We start from the raw sequence: 21,758 nt of genomic DNA on the forward strand, positions 1-21,758 counted from the left end.
GGGCGCGCGTCCGCGCGCTCACTCGGTGTCGACGGCGTTGGCCTTGGCGACCTCGCCGAGCCACGCCAGACTGGGCTTGGGATGGCGTTCGAACGTCTCACGATCCCAGCCGATGAGGCCGAACGTCGGGCGGTACGACCCCCACTCGTAGTTGTCCAGCAGCGACCAGTGCAGATAGCCGATGAGCGGCAGACCGCGTGCGACCTCCGCGTGCAGAGCGGCGAGCGCGCCGCGTGTGTAGTCGATGCGGCGCTGATCGTCCGCCGTCGCGATGCCGTTCTCCGAGACGAAGACGGGGAGGCCCGTGACATCGTGCGCCAGGCGCGCCGCCTCGGCGATCGCGGGCGGGTAGTACTCCCAGCCGGTGAGGGTCTGCTCGACGTCGTCGGGCGCGGGCAGCGGCCCGTCCGCCGTGATCCTGGTGCGCGTGTAGGCCTGCACGCCGACGAAGTCGTCGCCGCGCGATGCCTCGAGGAACACCGTCTCGCGCGGGTAGGCGTATGCGCGCATGACCTCTGCGGCCCGGGTGTCGCCGGGATCGGTGTAGAACTGCTGCGGCGCGACCGGCCACCCCACGGGGCGTCCCGTCGTGCGGACGAGGTCGACGGCGCGGCGGTGCGCCGCGATGATGTGACCCGTGACGACGGGGTCGGGGTCGGGCAGGGCCCCCGCCTGGATCTGCTGGTTGCCCTCCTTGCCCGCGAAGATCATCGCGAGGATGTTCGGCTCGTTGATCGTGAAGACGTGCGACGCCGTGTCGAGCAGCGGCAGCACGATCTCGGTGAAGCGTGCGAATCGCTCGACGGATGCCGGGTTCCGCCAGCCTCCGTCGTCGGCGAACCACCGCGGCGTCGTGAAGTGGTAGATCGTGATCGCGGGCTGCACGCCGAACTCGTGGCAGCAGTCGATGACGCGGCGGTAGTGGTCGAGCGCCGCGCGCGAGACCATCCCCTCCGCCGGCTCGATGCGTGACCATTCGAGCGAGAACCGGTAGGTGTTCAAGCCGGACGCGGCGAGCAGCGCGATGTCCTCGCGATAGCGGTGGTAGCTGTCCGCGGCATCCCCGGAAGGCTCGGGGATGTCGCTGCCGGGCGCGACTTCGCGCGGCCACCAGTCGCTGTTGACGTTTCCCCCCTCGATCTGGTGCCCGGCGGTCGCCGCGCCCCAGAGGAATCCGTCGGGGAAGGTCAGCTGGGTCATGAGAACGGGTCCTTGTCTGAGCTCACTTGAGCCCGGTCATGGCGATCCCCTGCACGAAGTAGCGCTGGAGGAACAGGAACAGGATGAGGATCGGGGTGACGACGAGCACGGAACCTGCCATGAGCAGGCCGTAGTAGGTGCCGTTGGAACCGACCGAATAGAGCGAGAGCGCGACCGGGAGGGTGTACATCTTCTCGGTCTGCGCGACCACCAGCGGCCAGAGGAAGTTGTTCCACGAGCCGAGGAAGGTGAGGATCGCGAGGGTCGCGATCGCCGGTCCGCACTGCGGCAGCACGATGCGGGTGAAGATGCGGAACTCCCCCGCCCCGTCGATGCGCGCCGCCTCCAGCAGCGCGTCGGGGACGCCCATGATGAACTGCCGCATGAGGAAGACGCCGAGCGGACCCGCGAGGAAGGGCAGGATGAGCGCGGGGTAGGTGTTCACGAGCCCCATGTTCGCCACGAGGACGAACATCGGAACGAGCGTCACGACGCCCGGCACCATCAGCGTCAGCAGCACGAGCCCGAACAGCGCCTTCTTCCCCGGGAAGTCGAGCTTGGCGAGCGCATAGGCGACCATCGAGCAGAACACGATGTTCCCGATGACCACCGCGACGGCGACCACGACGGAGTTGACGAAGAACTGTCCGTAGTCCAGCTGCGTGAGCCAGCGCGAGTAGTTGTCGAGCGTGGCCTGCTCGGGCCACCACGTGATCGGCCGCTGCAGGAGCTCGCCCTGCGTCTTGAAGCTGCCCAGCAGCATCCAGATGAAGGGCATCAGGGTCAGGATGAGCCCGATCGTGAGGGCGAGGTAGGTCGCGCCGCGCGACCATTCGATGCGTCGGCGCGGACGGGTGATGGTCGTCATGTCAGTTGTCCTTCGAACGCAGCAGCCGGAACTGCACCGCCGACAGCGCCGCGATGAACGCGAAGAGCACGTACGCGGCTGCGGATGCCAGCGAGTAGTCGCCGTAGCCGAACTGGCTGTAGACGTAGTAGCTGATCGTGAGGGTCGAGTTCAGCGGGCCGCCCTGCGTCATCACGAAGGGCTCCTCGAACACCTGCAGGAAGCCGACCGAGAGGAGCACCGCGCCGAGCAGGAGCGTCGGACGCATGAGCGGCAGTGTGATGCCGCTGAAGCGGCGCCAGGTGCCGGCTCCGTCGACCTCGGCGGCTTCGTACAGCTCCCGCGGGATCGCCTGCAGGCCCGCGAGGAAGATGATCATGAGCGTCCCCATGTTGCGCCACACCGCCATCGCGATGATCGACGGCATCGCCCATACCGGGTCGTTGAGCCAGTCCGGCCCGTCGATGCCGACCCAGGCCAGCACGGTGTTCATGAGGCCCGAGTCCTGCAGGATGAAGCGCCACACGACGGCGACCGCGACGATCGAGGTCACGACCGGCGTGTAGTACCCGACCCGGAAGACCGCGCGGAACCGGTCGATGCCCGAGTTGAGCGCGACGGCGAGCACGAGGCCGGCGGCCATCGTCAGCGGGATGCCGACGATGACGAAGTAGAACGTGTTGACGATCGAGCGGAGGAAGAGCTCGTCCTGGAAGAGCGCGACGAAGTTGTCGAACGCGATGAAGTTGACGGCGAAGGGCGAACGCAGGTCCTTCACGCCGAGGTCGGTGAACGACATCGCGAACGAGCCGAGCAGTGGGCCGAGCATGAACACCGCGAAGATCGCGACGAACGGCACGGCGAACAGCCAGGCGATGAGGGCGGTGCGCCGCCGCTGGGCACGGAAGCCCGAGGCGGCGGCTCTCGCCCGCCCAGCGGCGGCGACGGTCATCGGGGTTACCAGCCCGTCCCGAGGGAGGCCGCCTTCGCCTCGATCGCGGAGGCCGCATCCTCGGCGCTCGCGCCGTTCGCGACCTTCTCCGCCTCGGTCTCGATGAACGCCGAGAGCTGGTCCCAGCTGGGAACGGACGGCGGCGCCCACGTGTTCTGGAGCTGGTCGCTGAGCACCGAGAGACGCGGGTCGTCGGCGAAGGCGCTGCCGCTGAGCACGGAGCTGACGGCGGGGAGGTCGCTCGTCTCGTCGAACCAGGCCTGCTGGGTCTTCGCCTCGGACAGCCAGCGCACGAACTTCCACGCGCCATCGGCGTTCTTGGCGTCGCTGAAGACGCCGAGGTGGCCGCCGCCGAGGTAGGAGTCGTTGTTCGCGGAGCCCGCCGGGACCGGGACGGTGGCGACGTTCTGCGCGACCCAGTCGGCATCCTTCATGTCCGCCAGCACGGAGACCATCCACGGTCCCGAGATGAATGCGGGGTTCGATCCGTCGACGAAGGCCGCGGTCTGCGAATCGCCGTAGCCGGACGTCGGCGCGAGGCCACCCGTGAAGAACGAGCCGTAGTACTCCAGCGCGTCCACGAGGGCGTCGTGATCCCACGCGTACGCATCGCCGGCGGCGTTGAGCACCGCGCCGCCCGCCTGCGCGTAGAACGGCATGATGACCTGAGTGGAGTCCTCGGCATCCCCCATCGGCAACTGGATGCCGTAGGTCGCCCCCGCGGACTGGAAGCCCTTGGCGAACGCGGTCAGGTCATCCCACGTCGTCGGCGCCGCAAGGCCGGCGGCCTTGGCGAGGTCGCTGCGGTAGTAGAGCACGCGCGTCTCGACGTACCACGGAACGGCGTACGAGACCCCGTCGACGACGACCGACTCGGCGGCGGTCGGGTTCATCGTGCTCTCGTCGACGACGCCGTCGGGGACGGCGGCCAGGCCGCCCGCGGCGACCATGGAGGGCAGGAACGAGGACCCGATCATGATGGCGTCCGGCACGGTGCCCGCCGCGACTGCCGTCTGGTACTTCGTCATGACGTCGGCCCAGGGGATCGTCGTCACACTGACCTTCGCGTCGGGGTTGTCCTTCGTGAAGGCGGCCGAGAAGTCGCTCAGGTGCTCGCCTTCTTCGCCCATCGCCCAGATCGTGATCTCACCGGTCGCCGGACCGTCATCGATCGTCGTGGCGGCACCACTGCCGCTCGTCGCCGCATCGTCAGCGCGGCCGCAGCCGGCCAACGTCAGCAGTCCGATGACGCCGATCGCGCCGACCGCCAGTGCTTTACGCCCCATTCCCATGGGTCTCCTCCTCGTCGAGTTCGGGGCTGCGCCCCAGTGCCAAACAAACCTTGCGATTGCTCGCTTAGTTTGTTCACCATAGACTGTGGGCACCATGGATCGCAACCACACTCCCCCGGCCGACAAGGTCGATCTGCGCCGCGTGCGCGGTGATCGACGACGCGAGGCGATCCTCGAGACAGCCGTCGAGGTCTTCGGCGAACAGGGGTTCCGCGGCACCTCACTGCGCGAGGTCGCGCGACGCGTCGGCATCTCGGACGCGGGTCTGCTGCACCACTTCGGATCGAAGGTCGGCCTCCTCGCGGCGACGATCGCCGAACGAGACGAACTCGACCGCGTGCGCCGCGAGGAGGCCGAGGCGGCGGGCGCCACGTTCGTGGACACCATGCGCACGCAAGTCGAGCGCAATGCGCAGTCCCCCGGCCTCGTGGCCCTCCACGTCGTCCTCTCCGCCGAGGCGACCGATCCGCAGCATCCGGCGCACGAGTCCTTCCAGGAGCGCTATCGGCAGATCCGCCACCAGGACGACGAGTCCTTCACCCGGCTGCAGGAAGCGGGCCGCCTGCGGGCCGATCTCGACCCGCAGCGCGTCGGCCAGCTGGTCACCGCGATGATGGACGGCCTGCAGCTGCAGTGGCTGCTCGACCCCGAGCAGGTCGACATGGTCGGGCTGTTCGAGGACTTCCTCCGGCTGCTCGAGATCGACCCGGCGGACTGATCGGGCGCGGTTCGGGCGGGTCGGGCCGGCTTTCGCAGGCGCAGCCTCAGTTGCCCGGGCCGCCCATGCCGCCCATCCCCGACGCCGCCTGCTGGGTGACGCTGTTCGCGTAGTCGTCTGTGGGGTCGCGGTAGATGGTGTGCACGTGGCCCCAGCCCGATGTCGAGACCCCCGCGACATCGGCACCCGCCGAGCCCTGCTGAGCCTGGAGGGCGATGTAGACGTTCGGACCCGAGATCGAGAACGAGATCCCGTCGCCGGTGGAAATGTCGTAGACGGTCGCGCCGGACCAGGCGATGACGGTCTCGTCGAGGGTCGCCTCGATCTTCGCGAGCGCCGCGGCATTGGTCTCGTCGTCGGCCATGCCGGCCCAGTTCGCGATGAGAGCGAGCAGCAGCTGCTGCTGCTCCGCCGTGAGATCGGCGCCGGTGAGACCCGAGCCGCTCGGGTAGTCGCACGTGTCCCCGGGGGCGCACATCGTGACCTCACCGGAGGTCAGGGTCGCCTGCTGTTCGGCGGTGAGGCTGTCGAAGAACGCGAACGCATCGGTGTAGATGCCGTCGAACGGCTGCACCTGCTGACCGTCGGCGTTCGTGTAGACGGCGGGCTGCACGCCGAGGTGCGTCGGGGCGAACGTGATGGCGTTCGCGGTGCCGTTCAGATCGGCGTTGATACCGAGGTGGTGCCCCCCGAACTGCACCGACCAGGCATCCGTATCGGACGGGTCGCCGAAGAACGCGATGTAGTACTGCCCGAGCGAGGACTCGGTGCTCGAGCTGTTCTCGTGCAGGTACTCGTCACCGCCCATGATGCCGACGACCGTCGCATACGCCTCGTCGCTCAGCAGCGACTCGAGCACGGCGAGCGCCGCCGTCTGCTGCTCGTCGGTGAGATCGCTCAGGTTCAGGCCCGCGCGCTGCACGAACGTCACGGGGAAGTTCGACCACGACGTCGTCTTCGTCTCGTCGTCGTACGCGTACAGCACGGCCTGGCGCTGCTCGTCGGTGAGGGTCGCGAGGAACGCCTCCGCCGCCGCGGTCGTGTCGGCGATGGTGGATGCCGTCGTGGAGCCGGTCGACGCGGCGACGGTGGTCGATGACGTGACCGTCGCGGATGGGGTGACGGTCGAGACGGATGCCGATGTAGTGGCGCAGCCGGCGAGGCTCAGACCCGCGGTGAGCAGCAGGGCGGCGCCGAAGGCGACGGTCGTGCGCGTCCGCGGGCGTGAAGAGGGCGTGTGCCGGGTCGTGTCGTCGGTCATGTCCACGACGGTAGGTCTCCGGTCGAGGCGGACTCTCGGCGCCTCGTCTGTGCTTCCTATGAAGCACGCGGCGCCCTCGTCGTCGCCTCAGTGCTCGTCGACGTCGCGTGAGCTCGTCAGCGTGACGGCGCCGAGACCGGCGATGATTCCGACCGCGACCGCGAGAACGGTGAACAGCACCTGCTCGCCGTGGAAGTACGACGCGACGAGGCCGGGCGACCACACTCCGTTCGGGAGCACCGTGGTGACCATGACCGCGATGGGGGTTCCGACGACGGCGGTGCCGAGGCTCGTGCCGACCTCCTGCGCGGTGTCGTTCAGCGCGGCCCCCATCGAGGTGCGGTTCTCGGGCAGCGCCCCGACGAGGGCGACGGCGCAGATCGTCATGACCGTGCGCAGGCCGATCGTCATGACGACCATGGCGACGGCGATCGCGAGGTAGTTCACCTCGACCGCCCACGCCATGAGGCCGAGCCCCGCCGCGAGGAGGGCCGCGCCCACGAGGCACGCGATGCGCTGGCCGCAGCGGCGCACGAGCGCTTCCGTGAGCGGCGTCGCGAGGAGCATCGTCGCGATCAGCGGCAGGTTCGCGAGGCCCGCGAGCATCGGACTCCATCCCCACGCGTACTGGAAGTGCAGCACGAGCGCGAACATGACTCCGGCCATCGCGATCGAGGTGCCGATCTGCGCGATCGTCGCTCCGCGCACGGTTCCGCTGCGGAACAGCGCGAGATCGAGCATGGGCGCCGCGGCGCGGCGCTCACGCACGATGAAGCCGATGACGGATGCCACGGCGCCGACGATGACCGCGATCGTCAGCGGCGCGCCCCATCCGAACTGCACCCCCGCGGTGAGCGCGTAGCAGGCGAGCCCGATCGCGAGGATGCTCAGGGCGGCTCCGGGCAGGTCGAGACGATCCTTCGTGAGTCCGTCCGCGGCATCCGCCGGCACACCGAAGTGGACGCCGAGGCAGGCGATGAGCGCGATCGGGGCATTGACGATGAGCAGCCACTGCCAGGGGAGGTGCGCGAGCACCGTTCCGCCCAGGAGCGGACCGAGCACGAAGCCGGACATGCCGACCACCATCATGAGGGTGATGGCGCGCATGCGCAGCGTGTCGTCCTCGAACAGCCGGAAGACGAGCGAGTTGGTGATGGGGGCCATCGCCGCCGCGGCGATGCCGAGGGCGGCGCGCAACGCGATGAGCTCGACGGTCGAGCCGACGAGGATGACGCCTAGGCTCAGGATGCCGAAGAGGGCGAGCCCCACCTGGAGGACGCGACGTCGGCCGAATCGGTCGGCGATGGACCCGGCGGTCAGCAGCAGGCCGCCGAACGTGAGCGAGTACGCGCCGGTGACCCACTGCAGCGACATCGTGTCGCCGCCCAGATCACGGCCGATCGTCGGCAGAGCGATCGAGAGCAGCGTGTTGTCGACCATCTCGACGAAGAAGGCGAGGCACAGCGCGGCGAGCGGCATCCATGCGGCCTTCATCGAAGTGTACGTGCGGGTCACTGTGCGGGATGCCGCGGTCTGAGTGCTCATGTGTGTCTCCTTTCAAGTCTCGAACGGCGTTCGATCATCGAACATCGTTCTATACGATAGAACAGTGTTCGAGAAAGCGCAACACGACGCCAGCTGTGATGGGATGAAACCGTGAACCAGCCCGCTCACCCGCTCGCCCGCTCGCGGGGCGGATCGCGCTCTCGCGCGACCCACTCCCTCGCGGCCGTGCTCGCCGAGGCGGTCGCCCTCCTCGATGAGCACGGCGCACAGGGGCTCACGCTGCGCGCCCTCGCCGCGCGCCTGGGCGGCGGCGCGGCGAGCCTGTACTGGTACGTGTCCGGGCGCGATGAGCTGCTCGACCTCGCCGCGGACTCCGTGCTGGGAGGAGTCCTGATCTCCGTCGCCGATGTCCGCACCGACGATCCGATCGCGGACCTGCGGACGATCGCCGTGGCGATGTTCGACGCGATCGTCGATCGACCGTGGCTCGGCGCCTACGCGATGCGCAACACCGCCGCCCAGCCGAACTCGCTGCGCCTGTACGAGCGGATCGGCGAGGAGACGATGCGGCTGCCGCTCACCGCGCGCGAGCGGTTCCACGCGACCTCCGCCGTCGTCGGCTTCGTCATCGGCACCGCCGCCGACATGGGCCAGGAGCCCCCCGCCGAGGTGGTCTCGGGCGAGGTCAGCCGCGACGAGTACATGGCGCGGGCGACCGCGCAGTGGCGTGCGCTCGATGCGACGGACTACCCGTTCATCCATCACATCGTCGACGAGTTCGCCGGGCACGACGACCGCGACCAGTTCCGCGCGGGACTGGACCTCCTCCTCGCCGGCCTCGAGCTCCGCGCGCAGGGTGGGCGTGCATGAGCGACCCCCGCATCCTGCGCTACACCGCCTTCAGCACCTCGACGGAGGGCGGGAATCCCGCCGGCGTCGTCCTGGATGCCGCGGCCCTCTCCGACCGCGAGATGCAGGCGATCGCGACCGAGGTGGATTACGCCGAGACCGCGTTCGTCACGGGGGCGATTCCGGGCGGCGCCCTCGCGATCCGGTACTTCTCCCCCATCGCCGAGGTGCCCTTCTGCGGCCACGCGACCGTCGCGACGGCAGTCGCACTCGCCGATCACGGGCTCGCCGAACCGGGATCCACCGTCGTGTTCGCGACGCCCGTCGGCCCGGTGGAGATCCGCGTCACGCGCGATACCGACGGGGCGCGGGCGGCGTTCACGAGCGTCGCGCCGTCGGTGACCGCGCTCGAGCCGACCGACCTCGCCGCGATCCTCGAGCTGCTGGGGCTGTCTCCCGTCGACCTCGACGCGACCTTGCCGCCGCGGATCGCCGACGCGGGCAACCCGCACCCCGTTCTCACGGTCGCCGACGGCGAGGACTTCGACGCGTTCCGCTTCGAGCCGGATGCCGTGCGCGCACTGATGGATGCCCGCGGCTGGCCCGCCACGATCACCGTTCTGCATCGCGTCGGGCCGCGCACGTTCGCCGCCCGGAACCTCTTCCCCGTCGGTCGCATCACCGAGGACCCGGCGACCGGCTCCGCCGCGGCGGCTGTCGGCGCCTACCTGCGCGAGCTGGGTGCGGTCGATGCTCCCGAGCGGGTCGAGATCCGGCAGGGCGCGCACGTGGGGCGCCCCGGCATCCTCACGGTCGACATTCCGACCACAGGCGGAATCACCGTCTCGGGGCACGCCGTCGAGTTGACGTGACTCCGCTCGAGGGGCATGACGCTTGTTAGGTTAGGCAAGCCTAAGTAAGCTCGGAGTCATGGACTCCTCCCCCTCCCGTGGCGTTCCCGCGCACTTCCTGATCGCCGGCGATGCGGGCGACCTGCCCTTCCTCGACCGACTCCTCAGCCGACTTCCCTCGGACGCGTACGGACAGGTCTTCATCGAGGTCGCGACGGCATTCCAGATCACCGAGCTGCCGGCCCCCGTGGGGATGACCGTCACCTGGCTCGTGAACAACTCGGCGACGCGCGCCGAGCCCCGCGGCGAACTGGCCGCGCGTGCCGCCGTCGCCTGGGTCGCCGAGTGGATGCCGGAGACCCAGGACGCCCACGAAGCGCCGTATGTCATGTGGATCGGCGGGACGACGAGCGTCGTCCTCGACCGGCTGCACGACCGTCTCGGCGATCGCCTCGATCGGCTGCATCTGCACCACCAGCACGAGCACGGGCAGGGGCACTGAGGAGGGACCCGCGACGCGATCGCCGCACGTCCCTCGCACAGCTCGTGCTCAGGTCGTCTTCGGTCTGCGTGCGAGCGACACCGAAGCGAAGACGGTCACGACGACGCCGAGCGTGACGGCCGTGGCGACGATGAGCCACTCAGCGGCCGGCTCGCGCGCGGCGAGGCCGGTGCCGAGCAGAACGGCGAGGACGACGCCGATGAGGCAGATGACCGCTCCGACCATCGCGAGGACACGCAGGGCGCTCGTAGACCACATGGCTTCTCCGATCACGTTCCGATCAGACAAGGGTGAAGCTGTGCCGCTCGATGATGGGCGTCATCTTCTCCGACGCGAAGAGGGCGAGGACTTTTTCCGCCGCGACGGAGTCGGTGGATGCCGTGGCGACGGCGCCCGAGAAGGTCGTGTCGATCGCGCAGTCGGCCGGCAGCACGCCGAGAACGCGGATGCCGGGCTGGCCGACGAGCTCACTGAGCTGCTGGAAACCGAGGTCGACGTCTCCCGCGGCGAGGGAGGCGGCAACCGGGATACCGGGACGCGCCTGCACGAGCCGGTCGCCGAGCTCGCCGGTGAGCCCCCACTCCTCGATCATCCCGACGAGGGCGGTGCCGCTGGGGCCCGTCGAGTAGCCCACTCGCCCCGCGGCGCGGAGCGCGGCGCGGAGGCCCGAAGCGTCGTCGAACGCCGTACCGGTGGGCGACGACGCGGCGTCGACGCCCTCCGACGGCACCGCGACGGCGACCTGCGAGAGCGCGATCGGCGTGACCGTCGACGCGTCCACGTGCCCGTCTCGGGCGAGGCGCGCGAGCGCACCGGACGCGAGGAAGACGAGGTCGACCGGCTCACCCGCTGCGACGCGCGCCTCGGCATCCACCCCGCCCACCGATTCGATCTCGAGCGACGGCGCGCCGGCGGCGTGTGCCGCGGCCGCGAGGTCGGCGAGGAGCGCGCGCGTCGCCATCGACGAGATCGCCCTCATGCGTCCCCCTCGGGCACGACGCCATCGAACGACTCGGCGTCGACTTCGGCGGCCGGGCCGGGCGCATAGCGCGGCCCCGAGACCGTCGCGGTGTCGATCAGGGCGCCGGCACGCGCGAGCAGCTCCGCCGGGACGGCGACATCCAGCGCGGCGACGTCCTCCTGCAGGTGCGCGACGCTCGTCGTCCCCGGGATCGGCACGACGTGATCTCCGCGGGACAGCAACCAGGCGAGCGCGAGCTGGGCGGGCGTGCACCCCGCCTCGGCCGCGAGCGCGTTCCACGCCGGGAGGAGCGCCGCGTTGGCGGGCCAGTGCGCCGGCTGGAAACGCGGCATCCCGCGGCGGATATCGCCTTCGACGAGGGATGCCGGGTCGGTCACCCCATCGGCGAGGAAGCCGCGCGCGACGGGCGAGAACGCGACGAGGGCGATCCCGAGGTCCGCCGTGGCGTCGAGCATGCCGAGCTCGGGGTTGCGGCTCCACAGCGAGTACTCGTTCTGCACCGCGACAATGGGGGCGGCGACGGGGGCGACCTCGAGGGCTTCGCGCAGGCGCGCGACGGACACCTCGGACAGGCCGATCGCACCGATCTTCCCGGCCGCGACGAGGTCGGCGAGGGCTCCCACGCTCTCGGCGATGGGCACACGCTTGTCCCAGCGGTGCAGGTAGTAGAGGTCGATGTGCTCGACGCCGAGGCGCGACAGCGACGCGTCGACCTGCCGGCGCAGCGTCTCGGGGCGCCCGTCGATCACCTTCACGCCACTCTCGAGGGCCATGCCGCCTTTGCTCGCGAGGACGATCTCCTCGCGCCAGCCCGGCATCGCGCGCAGAGCCGACCCGACGAGCTCCTCGTTGCGGCCCCCGCCGTAGAGCGTCGCCGTGTCGAGCATGCCGACACCCAGGTCTCGCGCCGCGCGCAGCAGCGCGAGCCCTTCCGCGGGCGACGGGGCGACGCCGTACGCGTGGCTCAGGTTCATGCACCCGAGACCCATCCGGGGCAGGCTCACGCGAGCTGTTCCTCCAACGCGCCGAGAACGCGGTAGCAGTCGATCACCTGGCGCAGCGACGAGTTCGGCTCGCGCCCCTCCCGGATCGCCGAGACGAACTCACGATCCTGCAGCTCGATGCCGTTCATCGACACGGCGACCCGCGAGACGTCGATCTGCTCGTCGGCGCCCGTGTAGAGGTCGTCGTAGCGCGCGATGTAGGTCGCGGTGTCGCCGATGTAGCGGAAGAACGTGCCGAACGGGCCCTCGTTGTTGAACGACAGCGACAGCGTGCAGATCGCGCCGGTCTCGGCCTTCAGCTGGATCGACATGTCCATCGCGATGCCGAGCTCGGGGTGGATCGGCCCCTGGATCGCGTTCGCCTGCACGATCCGCCCCGTCTGGTACGCGAACAGATCGACCGTGTGGGCGGCGTGATGCCACAGCAGGTGGTCGGTCCAGGAGCGCGCCTCGCCCTTGGCGTTCGTGTTGCTGCGGCGGAAGAAGTACGTCTGCACGTCCATCTGCTGCACCGCGAACTCACCCGCGAGCACGCGGTTGTGCACGTACTGGTGCGACGGGTTGAACCGGCGCGTGTGCCCCACCATCGCGACGCGGTCGGATGCCTCGGCCACCGCGAGCGTCGCCTCGGCATCCACCAGTGAATCGGCCAGCGGGATCTCCACCTGCACGTGCTTGCCCGCGGCCAGGACGGCCTGGGTCTGCGACGCGTGCAGCCCCGTCGGGGTCGCGAGGATGACGGCGTCGACGTCGTCGCGCTCGAGCACGGCATCGAGTCCCACGACGGCGTGCGGCACGCCGTACTGCTCGGCGACGGCCTGCGTCGCCTCGGGCTTCGTGCCGCTGACGACCGTGACCTCGGCATCCTCGATGTTCGCCAGGCCGTCGAGGTGCTTCATGCCGAACGCACCCGCGGCGCCGACGACGGCGACGCGGACCTTCCCCGCAGGTCCGCTCACGCGGGGACCTCCGACCGGAGCGCGTCCTCGGCCGTGAGCGGCGCGTGGTCGTCCGCCTCCTCGACGGCCTCCTCGACGGCGTCGGCGGCCGCGGTGGAGCCGACGCGGGCAGGGTTGGAGATGACGAGGTGGCCGACGGCGGTGTTGGATGCCGGCACGTGGTAGAACCGGTGGTTCACCTCGGGCGCACCGCCGTGGAACTGGTCGTCCATGGCGCCGCGGGCGATGAGCCAGTCGACGAGCTCGATGCCTTCGGAGCCTGCCTCATCGACGTACTCCATGTGCGACCACTCGGTGAGGCCCAGCGGGTCGGCGATGAGGTGGTCGAGGAACGCGTTGTCCCACTCCTCGTTGATGAGCCCGGCGCGCGGACCCTGCAGCTGGTGGCTCATGCCACCCGTGCCCCAGATCTGCACGTTGAGCGGCTCGCCCTCCCACTTGTCGAGCGCGCGGCGGATCGCCTTGCCCAGCTCGTAGCAGCGGCGCCCCGACGGCACGGGGTACTGCACGACGTTGACCGGCAGCGGGATGACGCGGCACGGCCACTCCTCGACGTCGCCGAACACGAGCGAGAGCGGAACCGTCAGCCCGTGATCGACGACCATCTCGTTGACCAGGGTGAGGTCGAAGTCGTCCTGGATGACCGACTGCGCGATGTGCGCCGCGAGCTCGGGGTAGCCCTTCACGTCGGGCACCGGGCGCGGGCCGTAGCCTTCGTCGGCCACCGGGTAGTGCGCTCCCGTGCCGAGCACGAACGTCGGGATGATGTTGGAGTCGAACGCCGTGGCGTGGTCGTTGTACACGAGGATGATGACGTCGGGCGTGTTCTCCTTCACCCACGCGCGCGTCCACTCGTAGCCGTCGAAGACCTTCTTCCAGTACGGCTCCTCGGTCTTGCCGAGATCCATCGCGGCGCCGATCGCAGGCACGTGCGACGTGAACAGCGCCGAGGTGAACTGCGCCGGGGCATCCTCGCGGTACGTCTCGGCCTTCTCGGTCGACGGAGGCGTCCAGCCGTCGAGGTCCTTGAGGCGGTTGCCCTCCGGCCGGCGCCCGCCGCCGATCATCATGTCGCGGTACGCGGCCTCGCTCATCCCCGTCATCGAGCCGGCCATCTGCTGGAAGCTGAGGCCGTGCGTCGCACCGATCTTGGAGAGGAAGTAGATGTTGCCGCCCTCGGCGATCATCGTGTTGAGGTCCATGTCGAGGACGGCCTGGCGTTGCCGCGGGGTCAGCGGCCACTCGTCGAGATAGGCGGCCTGATCCGCGAGGAAGCGCTCGCGGTTCTCCGGCTTCATGAGCGACATGGAGAACTGGTTGAGGTGGTACCCCTTGCGCGCCTGATCGGCGTCGAAGATCGTCGTACCGGGGACCTTCTTGTACGGCTTGTCGAGTGACATGTCATGCTCCTTCGCGAGTGTCGGGCGAGGCATCCGCCCAGTAGAGGCGCCGCGGGTTGTCGACGAGGAGGCGCCGCTGCAGCTCCTCGGTCACGGCGATCTGCGGGATGAAGTCGACCAGCAGCCCGTCGTCGGGCATGTGGTCCTTCAGGTTGGGGTGGGGCCAGTCGGTGCCCCACAGCACGCGGTCGGGGAACTCCTCGACCACGCGACGGGCGAACGGCACGACGTCGGTATACGTGTGCTGCTCACCGTCCTGCGTTTCTTCCGGAAGCGCTCTGGGCCCCGTGACGCTCAACCGCTCGGGGCAGGTCACCTTGGTCCAGACGTTCGGGTTCTCGCGCAGGAAGCGCAGGAACAGTCCGAACTCGGGGCCGTCGGGGTCCTTCGTGACGTCGGGGCGACCCATGTGATCGACGACGACATCGGTGGGGATGCCGCTGAAGAAGTCGTACAGCTCGGGCAGATCTTCGGCCTCGAAGTAGATCACGACGTGCCAGCCGAGCGGGGCGATCTTCGCGACGATCTCGTCGAGCGCGTCCGTCGGCACACGGTCGACGAGCCGCTTGACGAAGTTGAAGCGCACGCCGCGGACGCCCGCCTCGTGCAGGTCGGCGAGCTCGTCCGCGGTGACGTCGCGGCGAACGGTGGCGACGCCGCGGGCGCGGCCGTCGCTCCGGCGCAGCGCGTCGACGAGCGCACGGTTGTCGGCACCGTGGCAGGTGGCCTGCACGATGACGTTCGCGTCGAACCCGAGCTGGTCGCGGAGGGCGAACAGCTGATCGGCGGAGGCATCGCACGGCGTGTACTTGCGCTGTGGCGCGTAGGGGAACTCGGCGCCCGGCCCGAAGACGTGGCAGTGCGCGTCGACGGCGCCCGCGGGCAGGCGGAAGCGCGGGGTCGAGGGGCCGTCGTACCAGTCGAGCCACCCGGGCGTCTTCTCGAACGGGCCGGTCGTCTCGCCGTGCACGGTCTGGGTCTCCGGCATCCGTCAGTCCTCCACGTATTCCAGGCCGGCGGATGCCAGGGGCTCACGCATCCCGTAGATGTCGAGACCCAGGACACCCGCACGGAACTGCGCGCGCTTGGCCTCTTCGCGGTCTTCGCGCTCCTGGCTCGCGTCGGCGACGGCGCCGACGAGCGCGCGGGGCACGACGACGACACCGTCGACGTCAGCGACGACGACATCGCCCGGGTTCACGAGCGCGTTCGCGACGACGACGGGGATGTTCACCGAACCGAGCGTCGCCTTGACGGTGCCCTTGGAGTTGATGGCCCGCGAGAACACGGGGAAGTCCATCTTCTCGAGGTCGGCGACGTCGCGGACGCCGCCGTCGATGACGAGGCCCTGACAGCCGCGCGCCGTGAGCGAGGTGGCGAGCAGCTCGCCGAAGAAGCCGTCCTCGCTCTCGGTCGTGCACCCCGCGACGATCACGTCGCCGGGCTGCACCTGCTCGGCGGCGACGTGGAACATCCAGTTGTCGCCCGGCTGCAGCAGCACGGTCACCGCGGGGCCGCACAGCTTCGCGCCGGTGTAGGCGGGGCGGATGTAGGGGCGGAGGAGGCCGACACGGCCCATCGCTTCGTGGATCGTGGCGACGCCGAACTGCGCCAGCCGCGCGACGTCGGCGGCGTCCGGGCGTGCGATGTTCGTGTGGACCTCACCGAGGTTGTTGAGCTTCATGATGTTCCTCCCAGCTGTCCTGTTCTCAGCGCCCCTGCGCGGCGAGCGCACGGTCGAGTCGGGGGTAGACGCGGCGGGCGTTGCCCTCGAACACCTGGGCGCGCTGGGCGTCGTCGAGGTGCGCCGTGGCATCCACATAGCGCTTCGTGTCGTCGAAGTAGTGGCCCGTGCGCGGGTCGATGTCACGGACGGCGCCGATCATCTCGCTCGCGAACAGGATGTTCTCGGTGGGGATCACCTGGGTCAGCAGATCGATACCGGGCTGGTGGTAGACGCACGTGTCGAAGAACACGTTGCCGAGCAGATGCTCTTCGAGCTCGGGCTTGCCGAGCGCCATCGCGAGCCCGCGGAAGCGCCCCCAGTGATAGGGCACCGCGCCGCCGCCGTGCGGGATGACGACCTTCAGGTCGGGGAAGTCGCGGAACAGATCGCCCTTGAGCAGCTGCATGAACGCCGTCGTGTCGGCGCCGAGGTAGTGATCGCCCGTCGTGTGGAACTGCGGCTTGCACGAGGTCGACACGTGGATCATCGCGGGCAGCTCGTACTCGACGAGCTTCTCGTAGACCGGGTACCACGAGCGGTCGGTGAGCGGCGGCGCGGTCCAGAGGCCGCCCGAGGGGTCGGGGTTGAGGTTCACGGTGACGACGCCGAGCTCCTCGACCGCGCGAGTGAGCTCGGGGATCGTAGTCGCCGGCAGCGCACCGGGCGACTGAGGCAGCATCGCGCCCGGGAGGAAGCGGTCCGGGAAGAGCTGGGCGACCCGCGCGCACAGGTCGTTGCAGATGCGCGCCCAGGTCTCGCTGACCGCGAGGTCGCCGATGTGGTGCGCCATGAACGAGGCGCGCGGGCTGAAGACCGTGACGTCGCTGCCGCGATCGTCCATCAGGCGCAGCTGGTTCTGCTCGATCGTCTCGCGGATGTCGTCGTCGCTGATCGTCAGTGCGGCGGGGTCCGGCGCCTCGCCCTGGCCGTTCGCGAACGCGATCTGCAGGTCGCGCCAGGCGCCGAGCTGTGCGGGGGCGGTCGTGTAGTGACCGTGGATGTCGATGATCAACGCTGGTCCTCGTCGTGGGGGTTCCGGTGAGACCAACGGTACGAGCCCGATCGAGTGTGGTCCAATAGATTCTGGAGCGTTTGCCAATAGATGGGATCGATGGATGCCTCTCCCCGACCTGAACCAGCTGCGGACCTTCACCGTGCTGTACGAGCGGCGGAGCCTCACCGCGACCGCGCAGGCGCTGCACGTGACGCAGCCGACCGTCAGCTACACCCTCGCGCGGCTGCGGGAACGGTTCGGCGACGTGCTGTTCCGCCGCGAGGGCAACGTCATGGTGCCGACGCCGCGCGCGACGGCGCTGTTCGCGCCGCTGCATGAAGCACTCGCGCAGATCGACGCGGCCGTGAGCGACGACGACGACTTCACCCCGGCATCCTTCACCGGCGACCTGGGGCTCGGCCTCACGTCGATCGGCGAGCAGACGTTCCTGCCGCCGATCCTCGCGGCGCTCTCGCGCACCGGCGCGCAGCCGCGGCTGCAGGTCGAGCGGGTCGACGCCGACCAGGTCGAGGAGGAGCTCGTCCGCGGTACCGTCGACGTCGCGATCACGGTGTCGCACCTCATCTCGCCGCGGCTGTGGCGCTCGCGAGTGCGGACCGTGGAATACGTCGCCCTCACTTCCGACGCCTTTCCGCTGCCGGCGGTCGCGCCCGACATGTTCGCGGGTCGACGCTTCGTGCAGGTCTCGTCGCGTGGCGGGCATGTCTTCCCGCTTCAGGTGCTCGACGAGCAGGGACTCTTGCCGCAGGTGGCCCTCAACGTCGTCGAGTACGCGACCGTGCCCGCGGTGCTGTCGGCGACCGATCTCGTGGCCCTCCTGCCTCGGCACGTCGCGGAGGTCTTCTGCGGCTGGTTCCCCCGGCTGCGGATCACCGAACTCCCCTGGCCCGCGCAGAGCTCACCGGTCGCGCTGTACACGCGACGCAAGGCGAGCCTCAGCACCGCGCAGCGCTGGTTCCGGCAGCTGACGCTGGATGCCGTGTCATCGGGCGAGTTCACCGGGGCCGGCGACCTCGTGGAGGTCCCGCCGGGGTGACGCGGGGTGCTACGCGCCCGCGCCCGGGCGGCGGTTCCAGCTGGGCCGGGCGGGGAACACGGGGCTCCGCACGTGGATCGACCACGTCGAGTGCGGATGGATGCGCAGGAGCGCCGTCTCGAAGAACGTGACCGCCTCGGGTGAGAGGCGCGGCAGCACGGCATCCTTGTCGACGTCGTCTTCGGGGCGCGGGCGCAGGGCCTTCCAGACGAGCTGGATCTCCGGCGCCCCCGTGGGGATGCCGTCACGGTCGATGACCGCGGCATCCCACGGCACCTGCAGGCGCGGATCGCGGCGGTACATCCAGGCGCGCGCGGCACCGTCCTCGACGTTGATGCGCAGCACCCACACGCCGCGCGCATCGTCGCGGACGAGCACACGCTGGATGTCGGATGCCGGGTCGGCCCCCGCCCACGCGATGAGCGGCTCGTCGTCGTCCTGCCCGACCCACGCGCTGAGGCCCGCAGGCAACCCGGCGATCACGGACGCGAGATGCGCGGGGATCGTCGAGACGTCGATGTTCTCGCGGTCGCGGATGGGGGCGCCGACGAACCGGTCGAGCGCCGCGCCGCCGGACAGCCACCAGCGCGGGGCCCCGTCGGTCACAGCAGCGCCCAGTGCAGCAGCGCCCAGTGCAGCAGCGCCCAGTGCCGCGGCGACCCCTTCCGGAGTGAGGGCGCTCCACGGGTCGGCGGCGGCGGGCTCGGGCATGCGTCGAGGGTACCGCGCCCGCTTCGGCGGATGCGCTCGCAGAGTGTGGCATCCTGCCCACGTGGCGAACTCTCCCAGCGGCGACTCGGTGACGGACCGGCTCGTGCGCGTGCTCGACACCTTCACACCGACCCGCACGGCGCAGACGGCCGCGGAGGTCGGCCGCCGCGCCGGCCTGCCGCCCTCCACGGCGCACCGCTTCGTCGGCGAACTCGTCGACGCCGGCCTGCTCGAACGCGACGGCGACGGTCGCGTGCGCGTCGGCATGCGGCTCTGGGAGCTCGCGACCCGCTCGTCGCACGCGCTGCGCCTCCGCCAGGCCGCACTGCCCGCGATGGAGCGTGCGCAGGCGCGCATCCGCGAGCACACGCAGCTCGCGATCCTCGAGCAGGACGAGGCGCTCTTCCTGGAGCGGCTGAGCGGGCAGGATGCCGGCGCCAACATCACGCGCGTCGCGGGTCGCCTGCCCCTGCACGCCTCGTCCTCCGGCCTCGTGCTCCTCGCCTACGCCGACGCCGACGTGCGCGAGCGCGTGCTCGCCCAGCCGCTGCGCCGCCTCGCCGGGGCCACGCCGACGACACCCGAGGCGGTCCGCCGCAAGCTCGACGAGATCCGCACGCTGGGGCACGCCGTCGCCCCCGGCTTCGTCGAAGACGTCTCGACGGGCGTCGCCGTGCCCGTGCGCGCGGATGCGGGTCGGGTCGTCGCGGCGCTCTCCGCGATCCTTCCTCGCGACGCGCCCACGACGCCGGTCCTCGAGGAATTGCACCGCGCGGCGCGCGAGATCGAGCACGCGCTCACTCGCGCCTGAATTGAATTCTCATTCAATGGGAACATTACCGGCATGCCGCGGTGCGGCATCCATCATGGTCGAAGCCACCCCGCTGCACCCATGCCTCTCGTCGAAGGAGACGACCATGACCACCACGCTGACCACGCGCGTCGCGATCATCGGAGCGGGCCCCGCCGGCCTCCTCCTCGCGAACCGCCTCCGCATCGCCGGCATCGACTCGATCGTCATCGACAGCCGCACGCGCGAGCAGATCGAGCACACGATCCGCGCAGGCATCCTCGAACAGGGCACCGTCGAGCTCCTCGACGAGATCGCGGGCTCCCGCGCCCGCACGGTGGGCAGCCGCCACGAGGGCATCGAGCTGCGCTTCGCGGGCGAGGGGCACCGCATCGACTTCGACGCTCTCGTCGGCCGCGCCGTCTGGCTCTATCCGCAGCACGAGGTGCTGCGCGACCTCGTCGCCGAAGCGCTGGATGCCGGGCAGGATCTGCGCTTCGAGGTCACCGCGGAGGCCGTCGTCGACGAGGCATCCGATCGCCCCGCCGTCGTCGCGCGCACCGCGGCGGGCGACGAGGTCGTCATCCGCGCCGAGTTCGTCGTGGGCGCGGACGGGTCGCGTTCGGTGGCACGCCCGGTCGTGACCGGCTCGCACGGCGGCTACTTCCGCGAGTACCCGTTCGCCTGGTTCGGCATCCTCACCGAGGCGCCGCCGAGCGCACCCGAGCTGATCTACTCGAACTCACCCGACGGGTTCGCGCTCATCAGCCAGCGCAGCCCCGAGGTGCAGCGCATGTACTTCCAGTGCGACCCGGATGCCGATCCGCAGGCGTTCAGCGAGGCGCAGCTGTGGGATGAGCTGCAGAAACGCGTCCCGGGGACGACCCTGAACGAGGGCCCGATCTTCCAGCGCGACGTCCTGCGGTTCCGGAGCTTCGTCGCGTACGAGCTGCGCAAGGGGCGCGTCGCGATCATCGGCGATGCCGCGCACACGGTGCCGCCGACCGGCGCGAAGGGCATGAACCTCGCGGCGGCCGACGTGCTCGTGCTCGAGCGGGCCCTCCGTGCTCTGCTGCTCGAGAACGATGAGCGCCCGCTGGATGCCTTCGCCGAGACGGCCCTCCGCCGCATCTGGAAGGCGCAGCACTTCTCCTGGTGGATGACCTCGATGCTGCACGTCGCGCCGGATGCCTCCGACTTCGACCGCAAGCGCCAGCTCGGGGAGCTGCGCAGCGTCGTCGAGTCCGAAGCCGGCAGCACCTACCTCGCCGAGGCCTACACGGGGTGGCCGCTCGACTGACGCACGAGCTCGTCCGGCGCCCCGCGGACGCGCCGACGTCTCAGGCGGGTATGGCGCCCATGCGTGCGAGGAACTCGGCGTCGGAGGCGGCGTGTAGAGCCGCATGGCGCTCGCGGAACACGCGCGTGGACCTGTCCGCCGGCCAGTGCGGGCCGAGGTGACCGGCGGGCAGCCCCGGATCGGCGCGGAGGAGCGCGAGCCAGTCGGCGACCAGCGCGGTACGCGCCGTCAGCGCCGGCATGCGTCCGCCGTAGTCTGCCGCGCCCTCCCATTCCCGAAGAAACAACTCGTGCTCGGCCCGGATCTCATCGATCTGCCACGCCGAGGCGACCGCGTCGCCCATCTCGTATCCCTCGATCTCGGAGGCCCGGAACGCCTGGACCGTCCCGGGCGGCAGGTCGTCCTGAAGCGGGCCGAGAGCGGATGCCAGGTCGATGGCACCGGGCGCCACCCAGAGACCGTCTCGCAGCGGAGCGAATCCCGCCCAGGTCAGGCTCGCGCGCAGCTGATGCCGCAGGCTGCGGTGCCGCTCGGCGACGCTGAACGTGACGAGGGTCCACCCCGCGCCTCGCGGCGCGAACGGATCGGTGCGCTCGACACGCTCCGCGGCCTCGTTGAGCACGTCCTTGGCGCGATCGGTCAGGTGGAACCCGATCTCGCGTCCGCGACGGACCCGGCCCAGCAGTCCGCGTTCGCGCATGCGGTCGAGTGATGCACGGGTGGTCGGCCCCGCGATGCCCGCGCCGTCCAGCACGTCGATCAGGACGGACGCGGGCACCGGATCGTCGGTGCGCCCGACGACCATCTCGCCGAAGAAGGCGAGCAGGAGCTGGACCGGTTTGCGATTTCGCACGGCA

General features: G+C 70.1%; 23 protein-coding genes. 7 read left to right on the forward strand and 16 right to left on the reverse strand.

The window, feature by feature from the left end; all coding sequences use genetic code 11:
* Window positions 1-18: 18 nt before the first annotated feature.
* Genes J0I43_RS12725 through J0I43_RS12740 form a run of 4 tightly spaced genes read right to left on the reverse strand, consistent with a single transcriptional unit; the run spans window position 19 to window position 4,291 of the window.
* Window positions 19-1,200 (reverse strand): glycoside hydrolase family 1 protein, encoded by a 1,182-nt coding sequence (locus tag J0I43_RS12725; protein WP_292864343.1) that lies wholly within the window; start codon window positions 1,198-1,200, stop codon window positions 19-21.
* A 22-nt stretch (window positions 1,201-1,222) separates the two neighbouring features.
* A complete protein-coding gene (locus tag J0I43_RS12730; RefSeq protein WP_292864346.1) occupies window positions 1,223-2,068 on the reverse strand; it encodes a carbohydrate ABC transporter permease in 846 nt (281 codons plus the stop codon).
* A gap of 1 nt (window position 2,069) precedes the next feature.
* The gene (locus J0I43_RS12735) at window positions 2,070-2,999 is read right to left on the reverse strand and encodes a carbohydrate ABC transporter permease (protein WP_292864349.1); all 930 of its coding nucleotides are present in this window, start codon (window positions 2,997-2,999) and stop codon (window positions 2,070-2,072) included.
* Window positions 3,000-3,004: 5 nt separating this feature from the next.
* Complete coding sequence (locus J0I43_RS12740; RefSeq protein WP_292864352.1) at window positions 3,005-4,291, reverse strand: extracellular solute-binding protein; 1,287 nt, start codon at window positions 4,289-4,291, stop codon at window positions 3,005-3,007.
* A 94-nt stretch (window positions 4,292-4,385) separates the two neighbouring features.
* On the opposite strand from J0I43_RS12740, the gene J0I43_RS12745 reads away from it, so the two are divergent.
* Complete coding sequence (locus J0I43_RS12745; protein ID WP_292864355.1) at window positions 4,386-5,009, forward strand: TetR/AcrR family transcriptional regulator; 624 nt, start codon at window positions 4,386-4,388, stop codon at window positions 5,007-5,009.
* Between the two features lie 46 nt (window positions 5,010-5,055).
* On the opposite strand, the gene J0I43_RS12750 is transcribed toward J0I43_RS12745, so the two are convergent.
* On the reverse strand, window positions 5,056-6,270 hold the full coding sequence (locus J0I43_RS12750; protein ID WP_292864358.1) for a DUF3500 domain-containing protein: 1,215 nt from the start codon (window positions 6,268-6,270) through the stop codon (window positions 5,056-5,058).
* An 87-nt stretch (window positions 6,271-6,357) separates the two neighbouring features.
* Window positions 6,358-7,815, reverse strand: a complete 1,458-nt coding sequence (locus J0I43_RS12755; RefSeq protein ID WP_292864361.1) for an MFS transporter — start codon at window positions 7,813-7,815, stop codon at window positions 6,358-6,360.
* A gap of 111 nt (window positions 7,816-7,926) precedes the next feature.
* Here J0I43_RS12755 and J0I43_RS12760 point away from each other — a divergent pair, with 111 nt between their 5' ends.
* Genes J0I43_RS12760 through J0I43_RS12770 form a run of 3 tightly spaced genes read left to right on the forward strand, consistent with a single transcriptional unit; the run spans window position 7,927 to window position 9,978 of the window.
* Entirely contained in the window at window positions 7,927-8,646 is a 720-nt protein-coding gene (locus J0I43_RS12760) for a TetR/AcrR family transcriptional regulator C-terminal domain-containing protein (RefSeq protein WP_292864364.1), read from the forward strand.
* Window positions 8,643-9,497, forward strand: a complete 855-nt coding sequence (locus J0I43_RS12765; protein WP_292864366.1) for a PhzF family phenazine biosynthesis protein — start codon at window positions 8,643-8,645, stop codon at window positions 9,495-9,497. Before J0I43_RS12760 ends, J0I43_RS12765 begins: the two co-directional genes overlap by 4 nt.
* 58 nt (window positions 9,498-9,555) lie before the next feature.
* Window positions 9,556-9,978: an SIP domain-containing protein gene (locus J0I43_RS12770; protein WP_292864369.1), complete on the forward strand. Its 423-nt coding sequence runs from the start codon at window positions 9,556-9,558 to the stop codon at window positions 9,976-9,978.
* A 48-nt stretch (window positions 9,979-10,026) separates the two neighbouring features.
* Here J0I43_RS12770 and J0I43_RS12775 read toward each other — a convergent pair whose 3' ends face one another.
* The 8 genes from J0I43_RS12775 to J0I43_RS12810 are packed head-to-tail and all read right to left on the reverse strand — an operon-like array spanning window position 10,027 to window position 17,061.
* Window positions 10,027-10,251: a hypothetical protein gene (locus tag J0I43_RS12775; RefSeq protein WP_292864372.1), complete on the reverse strand. Its 225-nt coding sequence runs from the start codon at window positions 10,249-10,251 to the stop codon at window positions 10,027-10,029.
* Window positions 10,252-10,258: 7 nt separating this feature from the next.
* Window positions 10,259-10,957, reverse strand: coding sequence for a substrate-binding domain-containing protein (locus J0I43_RS12780; RefSeq protein ID WP_292864375.1), 699 nt, complete (start codon window positions 10,955-10,957; stop codon window positions 10,259-10,261).
* Entirely contained in the window at window positions 10,954-11,964 is a 1,011-nt protein-coding gene (locus J0I43_RS12785) for an aldo/keto reductase (RefSeq protein WP_292864378.1), read from the reverse strand. The genes J0I43_RS12780 and J0I43_RS12785 overlap by 4 nt, the downstream gene beginning before the upstream one ends.
* Window positions 11,961-12,923 (reverse strand): Gfo/Idh/MocA family oxidoreductase, encoded by a 963-nt coding sequence (locus J0I43_RS12790; protein ID WP_292864380.1) that lies wholly within the window; start codon window positions 12,921-12,923, stop codon window positions 11,961-11,963. Before J0I43_RS12790 ends, J0I43_RS12785 begins: the two co-directional genes overlap by 4 nt.
* Window positions 12,920-14,323, reverse strand: a complete 1,404-nt coding sequence (locus tag J0I43_RS12795) for a protocatechuate 4,5-dioxygenase subunit alpha/beta (RefSeq protein WP_292864382.1) — start codon at window positions 14,321-14,323, stop codon at window positions 12,920-12,922. The genes J0I43_RS12790 and J0I43_RS12795 overlap by 4 nt, the downstream gene beginning before the upstream one ends.
* 1 nt (window position 14,324) lies before the next feature.
* A complete protein-coding gene (locus J0I43_RS12800) occupies window positions 14,325-15,311 on the reverse strand; it encodes an amidohydrolase family protein (RefSeq protein WP_292864385.1) in 987 nt (328 codons plus the stop codon).
* Window positions 15,312-15,314: 3 nt separating this feature from the next.
* The gene (gene ligK / locus J0I43_RS12805; RefSeq protein WP_292864388.1) at window positions 15,315-16,007 is read right to left on the reverse strand and encodes a 4-carboxy-4-hydroxy-2-oxoadipate aldolase/oxaloacetate decarboxylase; all 693 of its coding nucleotides are present in this window, start codon (window positions 16,005-16,007) and stop codon (window positions 15,315-15,317) included.
* A 25-nt stretch (window positions 16,008-16,032) separates the two neighbouring features.
* On the reverse strand, window positions 16,033-17,061 hold the full coding sequence (locus J0I43_RS12810; protein WP_292864391.1) for an amidohydrolase family protein: 1,029 nt from the start codon (window positions 17,059-17,061) through the stop codon (window positions 16,033-16,035).
* A gap of 103 nt (window positions 17,062-17,164) precedes the next feature.
* On the opposite strand from J0I43_RS12810, the gene J0I43_RS12815 reads away from it, so the two are divergent.
* The gene (locus tag J0I43_RS12815; protein WP_292864394.1) at window positions 17,165-18,100 is read left to right on the forward strand and encodes a LysR family transcriptional regulator; all 936 of its coding nucleotides are present in this window, start codon (window positions 17,165-17,167) and stop codon (window positions 18,098-18,100) included.
* Between the two features lie 9 nt (window positions 18,101-18,109).
* Here J0I43_RS12815 and J0I43_RS12820 read toward each other — a convergent pair whose 3' ends face one another.
* On the reverse strand, window positions 18,110-18,811 hold the full coding sequence (locus J0I43_RS12820; RefSeq protein WP_292864397.1) for a hypothetical protein: 702 nt from the start codon (window positions 18,809-18,811) through the stop codon (window positions 18,110-18,112).
* A gap of 61 nt (window positions 18,812-18,872) precedes the next feature.
* Here J0I43_RS12820 and J0I43_RS12825 point away from each other — a divergent pair, with 61 nt between their 5' ends.
* Both J0I43_RS12825 and J0I43_RS12830 read left to right on the forward strand, forming a co-directional pair.
* Window positions 18,873-19,622, forward strand: a complete 750-nt coding sequence (locus tag J0I43_RS12825; RefSeq protein ID WP_292864400.1) for an IclR family transcriptional regulator — start codon at window positions 18,873-18,875, stop codon at window positions 19,620-19,622.
* 106 nt (window positions 19,623-19,728) lie between these two features.
* Complete coding sequence (locus J0I43_RS12830) at window positions 19,729-20,901, forward strand: 4-hydroxybenzoate 3-monooxygenase (RefSeq protein WP_292864403.1); 1,173 nt, start codon at window positions 19,729-19,731, stop codon at window positions 20,899-20,901.
* A gap of 40 nt (window positions 20,902-20,941) precedes the next feature.
* Here the strand turns inward: J0I43_RS12830 and J0I43_RS12835 are convergent, their stop codons facing one another.
* Window positions 20,942-21,754 carry a PaaX family transcriptional regulator C-terminal domain-containing protein gene (locus J0I43_RS12835; protein ID WP_292864406.1) on the reverse strand — a complete coding sequence of 271 codons (813 nt, stop codon included), beginning with the start codon at window positions 21,752-21,754 and terminating at the stop codon, window positions 20,942-20,944.
* Between the last annotated feature and the right edge of the window lie 4 nt (window positions 21,755-21,758).

This window comes from Microbacterium sp., assembly GCF_017305435.1.
GTDB lineage: Bacteria > Actinomycetota > Actinomycetes > Actinomycetales > Microbacteriaceae > Microbacterium.

Excerpts from the sequence above, each read along its gene's own strand:
- J0I43_RS12725 (WP_292864343.1), bottom strand. The coding sequence starts at position 1,200 with ATGACCCAGCTGACCTTCCCCGACGGATTCCTCTGGGGCGCGGCGACC.
- J0I43_RS12730 (WP_292864346.1), bottom strand. The coding sequence starts at position 2,068 with ATGACGACCATCACCCGTCCGCGCCGACGCATCGAATGGTCGCGCGGC.
- J0I43_RS12735 (WP_292864349.1), bottom strand. The coding sequence starts at position 2,999 with ATGACCGTCGCCGCCGCTGGGCGGGCGAGAGCCGCCGCCTCGGGCTTC.
- J0I43_RS12740 (WP_292864352.1), bottom strand. The coding sequence starts at position 4,291 with ATGGGAATGGGGCGTAAAGCACTGGCGGTCGGCGCGATCGGCGTCATC.
- J0I43_RS12745 (WP_292864355.1), top strand. The coding sequence starts at position 4,386 with ATGGATCGCAACCACACTCCCCCGGCCGACAAGGTCGATCTGCGCCGC.
- J0I43_RS12750 (WP_292864358.1), bottom strand. The coding sequence starts at position 6,270 with ATGACCGACGACACGACCCGGCACACGCCCTCTTCACGCCCGCGGACG.
- J0I43_RS12755 (WP_292864361.1), bottom strand. The coding sequence starts at position 7,815 with ATGAGCACTCAGACCGCGGCATCCCGCACAGTGACCCGCACGTACACT.
- J0I43_RS12765 (WP_292864366.1), top strand. The coding sequence starts at position 8,643 with ATGAGCGACCCCCGCATCCTGCGCTACACCGCCTTCAGCACCTCGACG.
- J0I43_RS12770 (WP_292864369.1), top strand. The coding sequence starts at position 9,556 with ATGGACTCCTCCCCCTCCCGTGGCGTTCCCGCGCACTTCCTGATCGCC.
- J0I43_RS12780 (WP_292864375.1), bottom strand. The coding sequence starts at position 10,957 with ATGAGGGCGATCTCGTCGATGGCGACGCGCGCGCTCCTCGCCGACCTC.
- J0I43_RS12795 (WP_292864382.1), bottom strand. The coding sequence starts at position 14,323 with ATGTCACTCGACAAGCCGTACAAGAAGGTCCCCGGTACGACGATCTTC.
- J0I43_RS12800 (WP_292864385.1), bottom strand. The coding sequence starts at position 15,311 with ATGCCGGAGACCCAGACCGTGCACGGCGAGACGACCGGCCCGTTCGAG.
- ligK (WP_292864388.1), bottom strand. The coding sequence starts at position 16,007 with ATGAAGCTCAACAACCTCGGTGAGGTCCACACGAACATCGCACGCCCG.
- J0I43_RS12815 (WP_292864394.1), top strand. The coding sequence starts at position 17,165 with ATGCCTCTCCCCGACCTGAACCAGCTGCGGACCTTCACCGTGCTGTAC.
- J0I43_RS12820 (WP_292864397.1), bottom strand. The coding sequence starts at position 18,811 with ATGCCCGAGCCCGCCGCCGCCGACCCGTGGAGCGCCCTCACTCCGGAA.
- J0I43_RS12830 (WP_292864403.1), top strand. The coding sequence starts at position 19,729 with ATGACCACCACGCTGACCACGCGCGTCGCGATCATCGGAGCGGGCCCC.